Origin of the sequence: Pseudonocardia yuanmonensis (assembly GCF_039542425.1) — a bacterium.
GTDB lineage: Bacteria > Actinomycetota > Actinomycetes > Mycobacteriales > Pseudonocardiaceae > Pseudonocardia > Pseudonocardia yuanmonensis.
The window spans coordinates 107,500-123,172 of sequence record NZ_BAABIC010000016.1; the positions used below are offsets into that span (position 1 = coordinate 107,500).

At 71.1% G+C, this 15,673-nt stretch carries 15 protein-coding genes and 1 pseudogene; 7 read left to right on the forward strand and 9 right to left on the reverse strand.

Annotated elements, in window-relative coordinates:
• Positions 1–87: 87 nt before the first annotated feature.
• Positions 88–255: a hypothetical protein gene (locus tag ABD990_RS22720; protein ID WP_345382751.1), complete on the reverse strand. Its 168-nt coding sequence runs from the start codon at positions 253–255 to the stop codon at positions 88–90.
• Between the two features lie 50 nt (positions 256–305).
• Between ABD990_RS22720 and ABD990_RS22725 the strand changes: the two genes are divergently transcribed.
• A complete protein-coding gene (locus ABD990_RS22725) occupies positions 306–602 on the forward strand; it encodes a TetR-type transcription factor C-terminal domain-containing protein (protein WP_345382752.1) in 297 nt (98 codons plus the stop codon).
• Positions 599–1,123, forward strand: coding sequence for an MFS transporter (locus tag ABD990_RS22730; RefSeq protein ID WP_345382810.1), 525 nt, complete (start codon positions 599–601; stop codon positions 1,121–1,123). Before ABD990_RS22725 ends, ABD990_RS22730 begins: the two co-directional genes overlap by 4 nt.
• 70 nt (positions 1,124–1,193) lie before the next feature.
• On the opposite strand, the gene ABD990_RS22735 is transcribed toward ABD990_RS22730, so the two are convergent.
• The 6 genes and pseudogenes from ABD990_RS22735 to istA all read right to left on the reverse strand — a co-directional run bounded on the left by ABD990_RS22735 (position 1,194) and on the right by istA (position 7,267).
• Positions 1,194–2,072: a helix-turn-helix domain-containing protein gene (locus ABD990_RS22735; protein WP_345382753.1), complete on the reverse strand. Its 879-nt coding sequence runs from the start codon at positions 2,070–2,072 to the stop codon at positions 1,194–1,196.
• Between the two features lie 84 nt (positions 2,073–2,156).
• Positions 2,157–2,993 carry an oxidoreductase gene (locus ABD990_RS22740; protein ID WP_345382754.1) on the reverse strand — a complete coding sequence of 279 codons (837 nt, stop codon included), beginning with the start codon at positions 2,991–2,993 and terminating at the stop codon, positions 2,157–2,159.
• A 161-nt stretch (positions 2,994–3,154) separates the two neighbouring features.
• Positions 3,155–4,612, reverse strand: coding sequence for an MFS transporter (locus ABD990_RS22745; RefSeq protein ID WP_345382755.1), 1,458 nt, complete (start codon positions 4,610–4,612; stop codon positions 3,155–3,157).
• Positions 4,613–5,212: 600 nt separating this feature from the next.
• Positions 5,213–5,725: an IS21-like element helper ATPase IstB gene (istB, locus tag ABD990_RS22750; protein ID WP_345382756.1), complete on the reverse strand. Its 513-nt coding sequence runs from the start codon at positions 5,723–5,725 to the stop codon at positions 5,213–5,215.
• Positions 5,722–5,907, reverse strand: a complete 186-nt coding sequence (locus tag ABD990_RS22755) for an ATP-binding protein (protein WP_345382757.1) — start codon at positions 5,905–5,907, stop codon at positions 5,722–5,724. Before ABD990_RS22755 ends, istB begins: the two co-directional genes overlap by 4 nt.
• A gap of 121 nt (positions 5,908–6,028) precedes the next feature.
• A pseudogene (gene istA / locus ABD990_RS22760) lies at positions 6,029–7,267 on the reverse strand (IS21 family transposase).
• A gap of 386 nt (positions 7,268–7,653) precedes the next feature.
• Between istA and ABD990_RS22765 the strand changes: the two are divergent.
• Entirely contained in the window at positions 7,654–8,865 is a 1,212-nt protein-coding gene (locus tag ABD990_RS22765; protein ID WP_345382758.1) for a hypothetical protein, read from the forward strand.
• A gap of 11 nt (positions 8,866–8,876) precedes the next feature.
• Complete coding sequence (locus ABD990_RS22770; RefSeq protein ID WP_345382759.1) at positions 8,877–9,446, forward strand: hypothetical protein; 570 nt, start codon at positions 8,877–8,879, stop codon at positions 9,444–9,446.
• Positions 9,447–9,778: 332 nt separating this feature from the next.
• Here the strand turns inward: ABD990_RS22770 and ABD990_RS22775 are convergent, their stop codons facing one another.
• Positions 9,779–10,618 carry an MBL fold metallo-hydrolase gene (locus tag ABD990_RS22775; protein ID WP_345382760.1) on the reverse strand — a complete coding sequence of 280 codons (840 nt, stop codon included), beginning with the start codon at positions 10,616–10,618 and terminating at the stop codon, positions 9,779–9,781.
• A gap of 31 nt (positions 10,619–10,649) precedes the next feature.
• On the reverse strand, positions 10,650–11,438 hold the full coding sequence (locus ABD990_RS22780) for an enoyl-CoA hydratase/isomerase family protein (RefSeq protein ID WP_345382811.1): 789 nt from the start codon (positions 11,436–11,438) through the stop codon (positions 10,650–10,652).
• Between the two features lie 209 nt (positions 11,439–11,647).
• Between ABD990_RS22780 and ABD990_RS22785 the strand changes: the two genes are divergently transcribed.
• The 3 genes from ABD990_RS22785 to ABD990_RS22795 all read left to right on the forward strand — a co-directional run bounded on the left by ABD990_RS22785 (position 11,648) and on the right by ABD990_RS22795 (position 14,869).
• Positions 11,648–11,887 (forward strand): redoxin domain-containing protein, encoded by a 240-nt coding sequence (locus tag ABD990_RS22785; protein WP_425569639.1) that lies wholly within the window; start codon positions 11,648–11,650, stop codon positions 11,885–11,887.
• 2 nt (positions 11,888–11,889) lie between these two features.
• A complete protein-coding gene (locus tag ABD990_RS22790; protein ID WP_345382761.1) occupies positions 11,890–13,644 on the forward strand; it encodes a CocE/NonD family hydrolase in 1,755 nt (584 codons plus the stop codon).
• Positions 13,645–13,705: 61 nt separating this feature from the next.
• A complete protein-coding gene (locus ABD990_RS22795; RefSeq protein ID WP_345382762.1) occupies positions 13,706–14,869 on the forward strand; it encodes an alpha/beta fold hydrolase in 1,164 nt (387 codons plus the stop codon).
• Positions 14,870–15,673: the final 804 nt, after the last annotated feature.

Here is a 15,673-nt window from a genome sequence, read left to right on the forward strand (position 1 = left end):
GTCGGGGTGCGGCTCGCCTGACATGGAGGACCGCATCTCCTGACACGTGGACCCGACCCGCTCGCACGCCCCGGTCGCCACTCGGGATCAGGTGGTGATCTGAGCTCCGTCGGGGATGTCCGTGCTGCGACTCAGCTCGGCCCAGTTCTCGATCTCCTCGTCGACGACCTTGCGGGCGCCGCCGACGAGCCGCAGGGCGTCCGAGCCGAGCACGAGGTGGACGGGCGCGTCGGGTCGGCCGGCGATCAAGAGCACGGCCTCGGCGGCCTTCGCGGGATCGCCCAGCTGATTGCCGTACTGGCCGGGTGACGGGTGGCCCGGCGGGCGGGGTGTTCGACGCCGACAGCGTGCGGTTGACCGGCCTCGCGCTCTCCTCGCTCGGCACGGACGTGCCGCGCTGGTACGACCCCGAGGGTGAGTTCGGGCCCGAGCAGATCGCCGACCACTACTGCCGGCTGGCCCTGCGGATGGTGGGGTCCGGCCGTAGCGACGGTCGCGGGCGGATCGGCGCGGGTGACCGGGGTCCTCAGGCGCCGGCGCGGAGGCCGGCGAAGAGGATCTCCGTGATCAGTACCCTGCCCGAGACCTGCTGCGCGGTCTGACCGAGAACAAGCGGAGCCTTGCGCTGATCGTCGGGTTCAGCCTCGCCAGCACGATCGTCTACTACACCTGGGCCATCGGCCTGTCCGGGTTCGCGATCACCACCAAGGGTGTTCCCGCGTCGGGGGCGTTGTGGGCCACGGTCGCGGCCAACCTCGTCTTCATGGCCACGCTCCCGTTGTGGGGCAAGCTCTCCGACCGCTTCGGCCGCAAGCCGATCTTCCTCACCTACGGTGTCGCGTTCGTCGTGCTGTCCTTCCCCCTGATGGCCGCGCTGAACAATTCCGCGTGGCGCAGGTTCGGGATCATGGTCGTGGCGCTGTTCTTCCTCGGCGCGTTCGTCGGGAAGAAGCCTGCCTACTTCGCCGAACTGTTCCCGACCGCGGTGCGCGCCTCCGGGATCGGGGTGCCCTACTCGTTCATCGCCGCGATCTTCGGCGGCACGGCGCCGTACATCCTGCCTGGCTCAGCAGCCACGACCTCGTGTGGGTCTTCTCCCTCTACTCGGTCGTGCTGGTGTTGATCGGCGTGGTCACCACCCTCCTCAGCCCGGAGACGAAGGGCCGCGTCCTCGAGTGACCGGGAGCGCCCGGTCAGCGGCCCGAGGGCTGGTCCACCGTGGCCCGGTCGGCGGCCAGGCTGGTGAGCAGGGCGAGACCGTCGGCGGCTGCGGTGCCGGGTTCGGCGGTGTAGACCGAGAGGTGCTGGCCGGGCGCGCTGTCGATGGTGAGCTTCTCGAAGTGCAGCCGGATCTCCCCGATGTCGGGGTGGTGGAAATGCTTGTCCTCCTGGATGCGTGGACCGACCTCGTAGCGGGCCCAGAGGGCGGCGAAGGCGGGGCTGCGCACGGTGAGGGCGCCGATGATCTGTTCGGTGCGCTGGTCGGGTACCGCGGTGGTGGCGCGCAGGTTGCGCACCGCGACGCTCGCGCAGCCGTCCCAGTCGGCGTAGAACTCGCGCGCGTGGGGGTCGAGGAAGATCATGCGCAGGAGGTTGTCGAAGCGCGCGAACCCGCGGTAGAGAACCTCCGCGAGGGCGTTGGCGGCGAGGACGTCCTGGCCGGGGCCGACGACGAAGGCGGGCACAGTGTGCATCTGGTCGAGCAACTGCTGCAACGGTGCGGCGACCGTGGTGGTCGTCTCCGTGGCGAGGGCCTGCAAGGTGGGCAGGCCGATCTGGTAGAGGTGGCGGGCCGCGTCCTCATCCAGGCGCAGCGCGCCGGCCAGGGCTTCGAGCACCTGACGCGAGGGGTGCCGTTCGCGGCCCTGCTCGAGGCGGATGTAGTAGTCGGTGCTGACGCCGGCGAGGAGGGCGACCTCCTCACGGCGCAGTCCCGGCACCCGCCGGGCGCCGTCGTCCGGGAGCCCGACGGTTGCCGGGGACACCAGGGCCCGGCGGGCGGCCAGGAACTCGCCCAGTACGGGACCCCGCCCAGCGCCCCGCTCGGCGGCGCGGTCCGTGCCTCGACCCATACCCCGGTTCATACCTCGACGGTAACCCCGCCGGCCTGCCGACAGGGAGGGTGTATCACTCCCTGTCGGGCTGGCGGAGCAGGCTCAGGCCGTGTCGAAGGAGGTGTTCAGGGCCAGCGGCTCCCACTCGTCCATCGACTCGAGGAAGGCCGCGAACTTCGTCCGGGCGAGCGTGTAGGCCCGATCGCCGAGTGGGAGGTGCAGCGGCGGGCGCTCGGCGTCGATCGCCCGGAGTACGACGTCGATCGCCTTCTGTGGGTCGCCTGCCTGCTGCCCGTCGTGGTCGGCGCGATACCGGCGGCGGACCCCGGCGGTCTCGGCGTACTCCGGCATCTCGGCCGCGGCCATCCGCATGGACCGGCCGAGGAACTCGGTCCGGAACGGGCCGGGCTCCACGATCGTCGGCGCGATCCCGAAGGGCGCCACCTCCTGCGCTAGCGCCTCCGACAGGCCCTCCACCGCGAACTTCGTGGCGTTGTAGTAACCGTCGCCCGCTATGCCGGCGATCCCGGCACCGGACGACATCATGACGATCCGGCCGCCGCCGCTCTTGCGCAGCGCGGGCAGGGCGGCCCGGGTCGTCTCGATCACGCCGAACACGTTGGTCTCGAACAGGGGGCGGTACTCCTCGGGCGTCCCCTCCTCGATCGCCCCGAGCATGCCGTGGCCTGCGTTGTTGACCAGGACGTCGAGGCCGCCGAACTCCTGCTCGGCGAGGGCGACCGCCGCGGCCGCGTCGCCCTCCTTCGTGACGTCGAGGGTCGTCGCGCGGCATGTCTGCGGGTATCGGGCGACGAGGTTCTCCAGCGACCGCGCGTCACGGGCCGTGGCCAGGACCTGGTCTCCGCGATTCAGGGCTGCCTCCGCGAGGACCCTTCCGAGCCCGCCCGAACATCCTGTGATGAGCCACCTGCGAGACATGATGCCGACCGCCTATCCACTGCGTTGAGGGCGTGGGTGCCCGCCCTTGCGATGGTGTCGACGCTAAAGCCCGGGGTCCTCTCATCCCAGGCTGTGCTGCACCCACCTTGGGGGACGCAGAAGGGCGGCGCAGTGGCGGACCGACGCGCTCATGGTGAGCATCATCTCTCGGGGACCACGGTGGCCGGTGTGCCGGCGCGCACGCTGCTGTCCACGGCGGGGACGGCCGCGACCGAACGCGCCAGCACTGCCGCGGAGAGCAGCAGCGCCGCGATGATCAGAGCGGTGGTGGTGATCGCGATGGTCTGGCCGCCTGCGCCTGCGACGGCGAAGTAGATCGTCCCGATGATCGCCACCGAGAGGGCCGCGCTGATCTGGAGGGTGGCGCTGACGAGGCCGCTGGCGAGACCGGCGTACCGGCCGGGAACGCGGGCGACCGTGAGACGGATCAGCGACGGGAGGGCCAGCCCCTGCCCGAAGCCGATGACCGCCAGCGGCACCGCGGTCCATGCCGTCTGCCCGAGGGCGACGGTCAGGGCGGCGAAGGTCACGAAACCCGCGGCTTCCAGGCCCAGGCCGAGCGGAGCGACGCCTCGGGGGAGCAGGCCGGTCAGGCGGTGGACGGTCAGTGGGCCGATGAGGAAGCCGACGCCCAGCGGGAGGATGTCCAGACCGGCCTGGAAGGGACTCCGACCTGCCGCCTGCTGGTAGGTCGAGAAGGCGAGGAAGAACGCCGCGATCGAGTAGAACAGCAGCAGCGCCACGAGCCCGCCGCGAACCCCCGGAGCGGTGATCGAGGCCGGGGGAACCAGCGGCCTCACCCGCAGGGCGGGGCCGTCGACGGTGTCGTGCGCGAGGCGGTGCTGGCGGCGCCAGAACCCGACCAGCGTCACCGCACCGGCGACGAGGACGACCCAGCACCACCACGGCCAGCCCAGGGACTCCGCCTCCACCAGCGGAACCACGATCCCGGCGAGGCCGACGAACAGCAGGACCGCGCCGATGACGTCGAGCAACTCGGTGCGTTCCGGCCGCGGCGCACGGAGCACCAGGCTCCCCGCGACCGCGATCGCCGCGAAGGGCAGGTTGATCAGGAAGATGGTGCGCCAGCCGAGGCCGAACACGTCGGCGGCGACCAGCAGCCCGCCCAGGGACTGACCCAGCACGGCGGCGAGGCCGAACACGGCGCCGTGGAAGCCGAGGGCGATGCTCTGCTGCCGTCCGGTGAGACTGGCCCGGATCAGCGCCAGCGACTGCGGCGCCATCAACGCCGCGGTGATGCCCTGCAGGATGCGCCCCACGACGAGCACGGCGGGTGCGGGCGCGATGCCGCACAGGAGAGATGCCAGCGCGAACCCGATCAGGCCGACGAGGAACACGCGCTGGCGACCGTAGAGGTCGCCGACCCGGCCGCCCAGGATCAGGGTGACGGCATAGGTGGCCGCGTAGGCGGCCACGACCTGCTGGCCCAGCAGGTCCCCACCGCCGAGCTCGTCCTGGATGGACGGGATGGCGAGGTTGACGATGAAGAAGTCCAGCGGGGGCAGCAGCGTGCCCACCAGCAGAGTGGCGACCCCGAGCCAGGTGCGCCCTGCCGAGCCGGACTCGTTTCCGCTCACTTCGCCGCCCCCGCCGTCCGGAGCGAGGACGCGGTCGCGTCCGGCGCACTGTGGGGCATGGTCGCGGCCGATCTCATGGTCATCGTGATGCTTCCGTCGTGGGGCATTCGCACGCCAGTTCGGCTGCGAGCCGGTCGTTCTCGGCCATCAGGTGTCGGGTCGTGCTCGTTGACCACCGTCATGCCGGCGGCCCGTGGCTGGGCTTGACGACCAAGATTCGCAGGGTGTCAGCCGGGTCGGGAGGGTGCGCTGCACCCACCCCCTCCGCGAAGATCGCTCCTACGCTCGGTGACGAACTGTCTGCGAGGCAGCCCTTGATCGAGGAGATCCGACCGATGCTGGTGCGACGTCTCGCCTTGGCCACGGACCGTCCGGATGGTCGCTTGTTCGTCGATCCACGGGGAGGTCGTGTCACCACGGCCATTCTGCGGACGCGACCCACTGGGACGAGGTCGTCGCCGAATCACACGGTTTGCACAGCGTGTTCCGCAGGTGGAAACGACGAAGGTCGGTGGCTCCGTCGAGAAACCACCGGCCTGCCAACGGCGGCTGAATCTGGACCCCCTGGCGGCGGGCGAAAACGGATCCCTTTGGTTGTGGTCAGTCGTTGGTCTTGGTGGCTGCGGGGACGCGGCCGAGGTCTCTGTCCTTGAGTCGGTAGCTGTCACCTTTGAGGGAGATGACCTCGGCGTGGTGGACGAGGCGGTCGATCATTGCTGCGGCGACGACGTCGTCGCCGAACACCTCGCCCCAGCGGCCGAAGGGCTTGTTGGAAGTGACGATCGGGCTGGCGCGCTCGTAGCGGGACGAGACGAGCTGGAAGAACAGGTTCGCCGCCTCGGCCTCGAACGGGATGTAGCCGAACTCGTCGATGATCAGCAGCGGGACCCGGCCCAGCTTGACGAGTTCGTGTTGGAGTCGTCCGGCGTGGTAGGCCTCGGCGAGGCGGGCGACCCACTGCGCGGCGGTGGCGAACGCGGTGCGGTGCCCGGCCTGGCAGGCCCTGATCCCGAGCCCGACCGACAGGTGGGTCTTCCCGGTCCCGGGTGGGCCGAGGAACACCACGTTCTCCTTGCGGGTGATGAGGTCCAGAGTCCCGAGGTGGGAGATCACGTCGGTTTGAGGGAGCGCTGGTGGTCGAAGTCGAACTCCTCCAACGACTTCCGCGCCGGGAAGCGCGCCGCCCGGATCCGGCCCTCGCCGCCGTGGGCCTCGCGGGCGGCGACCTCGCGCTGCAGACAGGCGGCCAGGAACTCCTCATGGGTCCAGCCCTCCGTGCGGGCCCGCTCGGCCAACCTCTCGACCGCCCCCCCAACGACGGCGCTTTGAGCGTCCGGGTCAGGAACGCGATCTCCGAGGTGACGTTGCGGCCCGCCGAGCTCGTGGAGGTCGACCCGGCGCTGGTCTTGCTGGCCATCAGCAGACCTCGCTCAAACCAAGGATGCGGTCGTAGTCGGACAGAGTGCGCTGCTCGACCTCGACCCCGGCCGGGGAGGTTCGCCGAGCTGGGCGGTGCGGGCGGCGCGCATCGCCGCGGCAGCGGCGGCGTGGGCGGGGTCGGTGAGGGTCTGATGCCGGGCCCAGCAACGGCGGTGGCGGGCGACGCGACGACCGTCGCAGGACACCAGCACCTGGTCGAGGTCAGCGGTGACGGTGACCCGCCGCCCGACCGCGGAGGGGTGGACGGAGTAGTCGTTGGCGTCGAGACGGACGTAGTGATCACGCGGCAGCCGCACCGAGTGCACCCAGCCGATCAGCGCCGAACCCGCGGCCAGGGGTGGCAGGACGAGCATGTGGCCGTGATCGGCTGCCCAGCGGTCGACCGGGCGACAGCCGATCCGGCGGTGCCGGCGGGTGTTCGCCCGCGCGAGCCAGACCCCGAGCTGGGCGTTGAAGTCCGCCGGTGAGCTGAAGCGGCGCCCGGGCAGGAACGAGGTCTCCAGATAACGGTTGCCGCGCTCGACCAGCCCCTTCGCTTCGGGGTCGCCGGGCTTGCACTGGATGATCCGGATCCCGAGTGCGCCGCGGAAGCTGTTCATCGCATCGGTCAGCTGCGGGCGCCCGCCGCGCCAGGACCCGACCGCGGACTCGTTGTCCCACACCAGCGCCCGAGGCACCCGCCCCCACCCGCCCAGCAGCGCCCAGTGCCCGGCCAGCAGGTCCGGGGCTTGGCGGGAAGGCAGCATCCGGGCGGTCATCGCCCGCGAGTAGCCCGACACCATCACCGACACCGGCGGGCGCCCGACCTGCCCCGGCGCCGAGCGGGACCTCCACCGGTGGGAACCACAGATCGCACTGCGCGAGCTCGCCTGGCCGGTAGTCCGTCCGCGAGGCCGGATCCGGCGCCACGAACTGCGGACGCAGCTCTCGCACCCGCTCCTTGAGGACCGTCAGCGAGCGTGTCCAGCCGATCCGCTCGGCGATCACCGTCGCCGGCATCTGCGGCCATTCGGCCAGCAGGGTCCGGATCTGCGGCTGCACGACGTCGACGATCGAACCCTTTGCCGGGCGCTGATAGCGCGGCGGCTCGTCACGGGCCAGGGCCCGGCGCACCGTGTTCCGGCCGACCCCGAGCTTGCGGGCGATCGCCTTGATCGGCATCTGCTCAGCCCGATGAAGACGACGGATCTCCGCCCAGTCCTCCACCTTCAGCACCCCTCACTATGGCGACAAGGGGGGTCCGGGTCACCCGCCGCCAGAGGGTCAGCTTTCAGCCGTCGTCAGCATGGCCTCTGCCGACCGTCGGGACGACAGAATGTGGACCTGCTTATGACGACTGGGAGGAGATCGTCGAGCTGAGCTACTCCTCCGGCGGAGTGGCTCAGCTTCTTGGCATGCCGATGACGGTGCATCCGCTCGACTTGATCGTCGTCGTTCCGCCTCCGCCGCTCCCGTCACCGCCGGTGAAGGGCTGGAAGGAGCTCCGCGGCGACCGCGCCACGGTCCTGCTGACGCTGAGCGAGCACGTGGAGGCAGGCGCGGAGATCGAGGTGGCGGTACCGGGTGATTCCTCGTGACCGTGACTGAGCCCAGCACCGCCGGTGAGCGGGCGGTGCTGGGGCGCGTCCGAACCCAGCTCGGCAAGCTCGCCCCGGGCTGTCGAGCGCTCGGAATCCGCACCGCCGAGGAGCCCCGCTGGCGCGGCCAGCCCACCGGAAGTGATCGACGGCCGCCGATTGCGGATCGCTCCGTGCACGTCTGTCCTGGGCGTGCTCGACGCGCTCGCCGCCGCCGCGGAGGACGAGGTCACCGTCCTGCTCACCAACCTCACCGAGCGCGATCTCGGCGACGCGGTGCTGGCCAAGCTGCACCGTGGGCGTCTCCTCGGGGCCGATCGCTACACCCTGGTCCGGGATTTGCTGGGGGCGCGCTCGCTCGATCCCCGGATCAGCAAGGACGTCTGGCTCGTCGACGCGCTCATCACCCTGGCGAACGCCGCGCGGATCCCGTCCTTGGCCGGAACGATTCTGAACCGGCGCCGTGCCGTGTCCCTGGTCGTGCAGGCGCGGCTCGGGGTCGATCCTGAGCGGGCGGATCTCCCGGCTCTCGTCGCGGCCTTCGACGACACGCTGGTGCGGGCCGAGTGGCGAGCGCTATCCGAAGCGGAGCGGCGTGGCCTCGTCCGCGAGCTCGTCGACAGCCACGGCGCCGGCATCGGAGCGGTCGCCGCCCTCGCCGAGACCCGGGACGACCTGCTGGCCGAGTTGCTCGTCATCCAGGCAGTCACGGACGCACCTGAGGACGACGCGCGGGCGATCGCCGCGTTCGCCGTGCTCCAGCACCGGTTCGCCCACCCCCGCCCCACCAGGGCGGCCCTGGTCGAAGCCGGCGCCGCGGCCATCACCCCGGTCGAGGCCGCACCGGAGGCTCGGCTCGCGCAGCAGGCCCGCGCGGCGGACGCGATGCTCGAGGAGCTGTCCGCCGAGGCGCTGTTGGTGCACAGTCCGGTGCTGGCTCGCGGGTTCGCCGAGCGGCTCGCCCGGGCTGCCCAGTTCCAGGACCGCGCCTCCTTCGCCGCCCTTGGAGGCACACCGGTCCGCGGGCGCCGAGCGTCATCGCGTCGAGCGGGTCCGGTCCGCCGCCCGTCTCGAACGCTGGCTGGTCGGCAAGCCGGCGACCGGGCTCGACACCGTCGCCCGGCGGTCTGGCCCGACACATGGCCGAGATCGCCTGGGTCGATCGGGCGCTCACTCAGGTCCGCGCAGGTGACGGCGACTCTCGGGTTGCTGCTGTCCTGGACTCCGTCGCGATGAGGGCGGGCTCGGTGCGCGCTGACCTCGACCGGGCCTTCGCCGCGCAGCTGGCGCGTTTGGACCGCACCCCAGGCTCCGTGCTCGCCGTCGAGACGTTCTTGCGTCGCGTGGTCGCGCCGCTTGCCGCCCAGACGCGGGTGCTGCTCGTCGTGGTCGACGGTATGTCCGGCGCAGTGGCCACGGATCTCGCCGAAGATCTGACGGCTCGCGCACAGGCTGGACCAAGATCGTCCGGGCAGGTGCGCCGGGTCGAGAGGCAATCGTCGCCGCCCTGCCCACCGAGACCGCCTACAGCCGCACCAGCCTGCTGTGTGCGCAGCTCACCATCGGTGACCAGGCGAAAGAGCGAGCCGCCTTCCCGGCACATTCGTTCTGGCCCGCCGGGGGCGCTTGGTGCCGACCTCGACGAGGCGGTGGGGGAGGACGGGCCCGCGGTCACCGCCGTCGTCCTCAACACCGTGGACGACTCGTTGGCGAAGGGGCGACAGAGTCAGGATCCGCGCTGGCGACCCGACGACGTGGCGGGGTTGTCGCCGCTGCTGCATCGCCCGTCGGCGCTGGACGTGTCGTGCTGCTGGTGAGCGACCACGGCCACATGCTCGAACACGGCTCCGTGCTGCGACGCGCTCCGGGCGCGAGCGCGCGATGGCGCCCGGAGAGCGGCGTCGTCGGACCGGACGAGGTCCTGGTCACGGGGGAGCGGGTGCTCACCGCGGAGGGCCGCGCAATCCTCGCCGCGACCGAGGCCGAGCCGCCGCATCGGGGCGACGTGCTCGTCCGCGGACCATCGCGGGCCACGCCTCCATGCCGTCAGGGCGGAGGTGGCTGTGCTCCCGTCCTCGCCAACGTAGCGGCTCGTGGCAGATGTCCATAGAAGTCGACCAGTGCCGGCCGGGTGGCGGACACTCGGGGGTCAGCCCTTCGCCGAACGCGCCGAGCCCCACACCGCGCCCTGGTTGACGCGGTCGGGGTGCAGATCGAGCATCGCGCGGTACAGCTCCTCGGTGCTCGAGGTGCGGGCGAGGGCCAGGTCGAAGTCGAGGATGTACCGCCTCGTCTCGTCGATGATCCGGGGGGCGTCAGTGCGGTCCGCACGCTTGTGCCCGGCCACCACCGCCGTCGGTGCCAGGTCCTCGAGCGTGTCGAGTGCGGCGAGCCACGCCTTGCGGCCTTCGGCGGGGGACTCCGCGAGGTAGAGATGGACGTCGTTATAGGCCGCGTCGCCCGCCACGACGAGCCCGAGGGACGGAACGTGCAGTGCCGTGGTGTCGTCGGTGTCGGTGTGCCCGAGCTCGACGACGGCGAGCTCCTCGCCCTCGAGCTCGAATCGTCCGCCGGTCAGCTCCTCGGCCACGGTGAGCCGGGTCGGGATCTGCCCGGGAAATCGGCTGTTCCAGAAGGAGTCGAGGAAGTCCGGAGCGATTTGGGTGGTCATCTGGGCGACGACGGCCGGTACTGCGACCGCCTTGGCCTGCGGGAACCGTGCGAGCAGGGTGCTGAGCCCGAACCAGTGGTCGCCGTGGCCGTGGGTGACATAGACGGTGGTGAGGTTCTTGTCGAAGGCCGACACCCACTCGGCCAGCGCGACGGCCTGGTCGATGGTCATCAGCGGGTCGACGAGGACGGCGTCGCGCTCGCCGTGGATCAGCGTTGACGAGATCGGGGACCACCACCGGCGGTCCAGGTCCGGCGGCAGGTCCGGGATGGCGGTCGGTATCGAGGGGGCGACGTACACGTCGTAGCGCAGAGTCATGTTTCCTCCAAAGTCGCGGGGAACCGGGTTGTCAGCGGCCGGTGTAGGGCATGGCGGGGCGTGGCCGGCCCGCCTTGAGTGCCTCCACCGCGGTAGGGATCGCCAGCCGGGTGTCCTCGGTGCGCCACAGCGGCAGTGCGAGATCGAACATGACCTCGTCGGCGGCGGTCACGCCGCCCGCCTCCCAGGTGCGCAACAGTGCCTTGTGCACGGCATGGGCCTTGGTCGGGCCGTTCGCCACCGAGCGCGCGAACCCGGTCGCCTCCTCGAAGAGGAGATCGTCGGAGACGACGCGGTTGACGACGCCGAATCGCTCCATCTCCTCCGCGGGGACCTGCTGGGAGGTCAGCGCCCACTCCATGGCCCGAGCACGGCCCGCACGCGCGGCGACCCGGTAGATTCCGCCGAGGAGGGTCACGATCGCGATCGACTGCTCTGGATGCCCGAAGCGCGCGGTCCGGCCCGCGACGATCACGTCGCTGCGGACGGCCAACTCGAGGCCGCCGCCGAAGCAGAGGCCCTGAACCGCTGCGATCGTGGGGATGGGCAGCCGTTCGAACCGGTTGAAGGTCGACAGGAAGCGTTCGAAGTTCGCCCGCAACTCGCGCTCCTCCCAGTCCGGCCAGGGCTCGATGTCGCCACCGAAGCTGAAGTCGGTGCCGTCCGCTCGGAGCAGGACGGCTCGGGCCTCGCTGCGCTCGACGGCGTCGAGCGCCTGCCCGAGCTCCTCGACCATCTGCAGGCCGATGCGGTTCTGCGGGGGGTTGTCGAGGACCAGGGTCGCGACGTTGTCGTCCACGCTCCAGGTGAGGTGTGCCATCACGGCCTTTCGGTCGGCTCGGTCCTAGCCGAGAGGAAGCTGACAGAACCATAAGCTCCACGACTCGGTTCAACAACCGAATCTTTCGCCATGGTTGACAGTGCTGTTCGCCTCATGCTTCTGTCGTGCCTCACGAGGGTCCGTTCGTGGCAGCTCGATTCGACGAACAACGCGGGCGGTGTCGGTGAGTGACGAATCAGGGAGTGGTCATGACCTTGTGGCTGGGTGACGTCGCGCCGGACTTCACCGCCTCGACGGCGGACGGGGAGATCCGGTGGTACGACTACCTGGGCGACGGCTGGGGGGTGCTGTTCTCGCACCCGGCCGACTTCACCCCGGTGTGCACGACCGAGCTGGGGCGGGCGGCGGCGCTCGAGCCCAAGTTCCCGGGCTACCAGACGATCAAGCCGTACCTGCGGGTCACCGGCCAGCCCGACATGACGCGCTAGCGGTGGACCTGGAGGAGCTGCGCGGCCCGCACGACGTCGACGTCGAGCGGGACGTGGTGATGCGTACGCGGGACGGAAAGCGGCTCTACGCCGACCTCTACCGCCCGCGCGGACAGCAGACGGCGCCGACGCTGCTGCGCCGCACGCCCTACGGCAAACACCTCAACGACCTGGCCGCGCCGTTCAACGAGGCCCACTACTACGCCTCGCACGGCTACCTGACCGTCGTGCAGAATACCCGGGGACGCTTCGGGTCCGAGGGAGCCTGGTACCCCTTCGTCTACGAGGCGCGCGACGGCTACGACGCGATCGAGTGGGCGGCAGGCCTCCCGTCGTCGAACGGGCGGGTGGGCACCTTCGGACAGTCCTACGGCGCGCTGTCGCAGTACCTCGCCGCGACCCAGCGCCCGCCGCACCTCGTCACGGCGGTGCCCGTCTCGGCGTACCTGGGTGAGTTCCGGAACTACTGGTACAACCACGGTGCGCTCGAGCTGTCCTGGACGCTGAGCTACTTCATGAACATGGCGCAGGACGTCCTCGCCACCAGGGGCGACACAGCGCGGCTCGCAGCGTTGCAGGCCATGCAGGCCGACCCGTCCGTCCGGTTCTCGCCGTTGACCGACGAGGCCCTGCGCCACCTGCCCCTGCGGGACTGGATCGATCGGTTCGGGGAGGGCGCGCCGTTCCTCGCGGACATCCTCCACCACGACACCGACGGCCCCTACTGGTGGGCCGTCGACCTCCGTCGCCGGCTGCAGGACATCGACGTCCCCATGCTGCACGTCGGGTCCTGGTACGACATCGCGAACTTCGACACCCCGCACTACTTCATGGGGCTGTCGGAGTTGGCGATGAGCTCGCGATCGCGAGCGGACCAGGCGCTGTTCATGGGCCCGTGGGCCCATCTGCTGCCCTACAGCCAGCCGACCTCGGGCGACACCGGCGACATCGACTTCGGTCCCGAGGCGGCCTACCCGGTGCTGGAGATGCAGCGCGAGTGGTTCGCCCACTTCGTGCGCGACGGTCGGACCGGGCTGCCGCGCGCCCGCGTCACCCTGTTCGTGATGGGGGAGAACCGGTGGCGGGACGAGGAGGAGTGGCCGCTGGCGCGGGCCGGAGTCGTCCCCCTGCACCTGCGCGGAACCGCCCCGGCCAACACCGCGGACGGCGCGGGGGTGCTGAGCCCGGCCGCTCCGGGGGCCGGCGAGGCTCCTGACACGTACCTCTACGACCCGGACGACCCCGTCCCCACCTCCGGCGGCCGGTTCGTGGGCGGCGGCGTCGCCGACCAGCGGGCCAACCAGGCACGCGAGGACGTTCTCGTCTACACGGCGGAGGCAGCCGCCGACGACCTGGAGATCACCGGCGAGGTCGCCTTGCGTCTGTTCGTGTCGACCGACGCCCCGGACACCGACTTCGTGGCCGTGCTGTCCGACGTCCATCCCACGGGGTTCGTCCAGAACTTGGCAGAAGGGGTGGTGCGGATGCGCTTCCGCGAGTCCTACGACGAACCGAGTCCGATCGTCGAGGGCAGGGTGTACGAGATCAGGATCGAGCTGGGCCACCTGTCCCACGTCGTCCTCCCCGACCACCGCCTGCGGCTGCACCTCACCTCAAGCGACTTCCCCCGGTGGGACCGCAATCCGAACACCGGTCAGCGCACCGCGGACGCGACGTCGGTCCGGAAGGCGACCCAGGTCGTCCACCACGACGCCGACCACCCCTCGGCGCTGCTCCTCCCGGTGGTTCCGCGTTAGAGATCAGTTCACATCCGAGCGGAAGCGACGAGGGTCGGTCCGCTCAGCGAAGGAGTACACGATGGTCAGCGCCGACCGGCCGACCGTGGTCTTGGTCCACGGCTTCCTCGACGACGCCGCGATCTGGCGGCCCGTCCGGACGATCCTGGACCGGCGGGGAATCGCCACCGAGGCGATCGATCTCGCCGGGATGAGCGGCCTGCCCGCGGAGGGCGGACCTTACACGCTGCGTCGCTACACGGACGACGTCGTGGCGCTCGTCGACCGCGTGGCGGGCCCGGTGGTCCTGGTGGGCCAGAGCATGGGGGCCCAGGTCGTCGAGCTCGCCGCCCGAGAACGTGCGGACCGGGTGCGCGGCCTGGTGCTGGTCACCCCCGTCCCGCTGGGCGGCACCAAGCTCCCCGGCGAGGCCATCGCGCCGTTCAAGCTGCTCGGCGGTGATTCGGCTGCGCAGCGTCAGGCTCGGCTCGGCCTGAGCGTGTCGTTCCCGGTGGGAGAGCTCGATCGGCTCGCGGAGGTGGGCGCGAAGATCGACCCCGCTGCCGTCCCCCAGTTCGTCGACGGCTGGAACGACGGCGCGCCCGAGGGGGCAGAACCCTCCACGTTCGCCGGTCCGGTGCTGATCCTGCGCGGTGCGGGGGACGGCTTCTGTACTGCGGAACTGGTCGACGCCGGCGTCACCGCGCGGTTCGACGGCGCCGAGGTGCACGCGATCGAGGGCGCGGGACACTGGGCCCACGCCGAGCGCCCGGAGGCCGTCGCCGGTCACCTCACGGGCTTCGTCGAGGCTCTGGCGGGCGGACGTGGCAACACGGCTGACGGAGTCGAGGCGCAGGGCTGGACCACCGCCTTCGAGAAGAAGACGGCCAGTGCGTTCGGCGAGGCGTTCGCGCCCGGCGTACGGCTTCGGGCGACGACGCTGTACCGGCCGGTCGAGGGGGCCGAGGCGGTACAGCAGGTCATGGCGGCCGCGAGCTCGATCTACGAGTCGCTCACCTTCACCCAGCAGGCGACCGAGGGCCGGCGTGAGTACCTGGAGTGGGAGGCGACGGCATTCGGCGGAACGTCGATCAGCGGCGTGACGGTGCTGGCGAAGGATGACGAGGGCCGTATCGCCGAGATCGCCATTCACCACCGACCCCTCCAGGCGGCGCTGACGTTCTCTGCGGCGCTCGGCGAGAAGCTGGCCGGCGTCGTCGACGCGGAGCACTTCTACTCCGCCTGATGGGTTCTGCCGGGCTGGCGACGGGCCGCCGCTCAAGCGACCCCGTCGCCCAGCCTCGTAGGCGCAGGTGCCCCAGCGCGACGTCCAGGAGTCCCCCTCCACCCTCCAGCGCGCCGGGCGATGAGGTCGCCTAGCACGTGCTCGGCCTCCGTGCGGGCGCCGAGCCGCACGTCGCGCAGCATCGGACGCGGTCAGGGGCGAGTCCGGTGCGGTGAACATGGCCCGGCTCTGCTCCAGAACGCTGCCCGCGGTGCGAACCCCTGGGCCGGGGCGATCGCGGCGGCCTCGCCGAGCATGCGCTCACCCAGATGGGCGCCACCGGCGTCGACGATGTGCCTGCTGGGGGCCCTCGTGAGACAGGTGAGCCCGGCCCGTCGCGATCGACCCACTTGTCCCAGGTGTCCTGCAGGATCTCCGCGGAGCGCTGTGCGACGGACCTCGAGCTGGGCCATCCCGTTCAGCAGCGGCAGCACGAACGTGGACGGACCGACAGCGGGGGCGAGGTCGTCGAGCGCCGCTGCGGGTCGTAGGACTCGCAGCTGAGCAGGACGAGGTCGTACGGATTTGGGGGACGCTGGGGGCAGGCCGGTGACAACGCGACGAAGGGCGTGGTGTCGTTGTTCGGCACGTCGCCGGCGCTTGGCTGGGCCCGCCGGCGTGCGCGTCGACGCCGTGGCCCCCGCCCTGACCGCGACCGAGCCGGTGCGCCCGGTGACCGACGACCCGCAGCTGACAGCAGGTTCGTCGATCGCGTCGCGCTCGGCCGGCTTGGGCGCCCGAGGACACCGCGCCGAACGTGCTCTT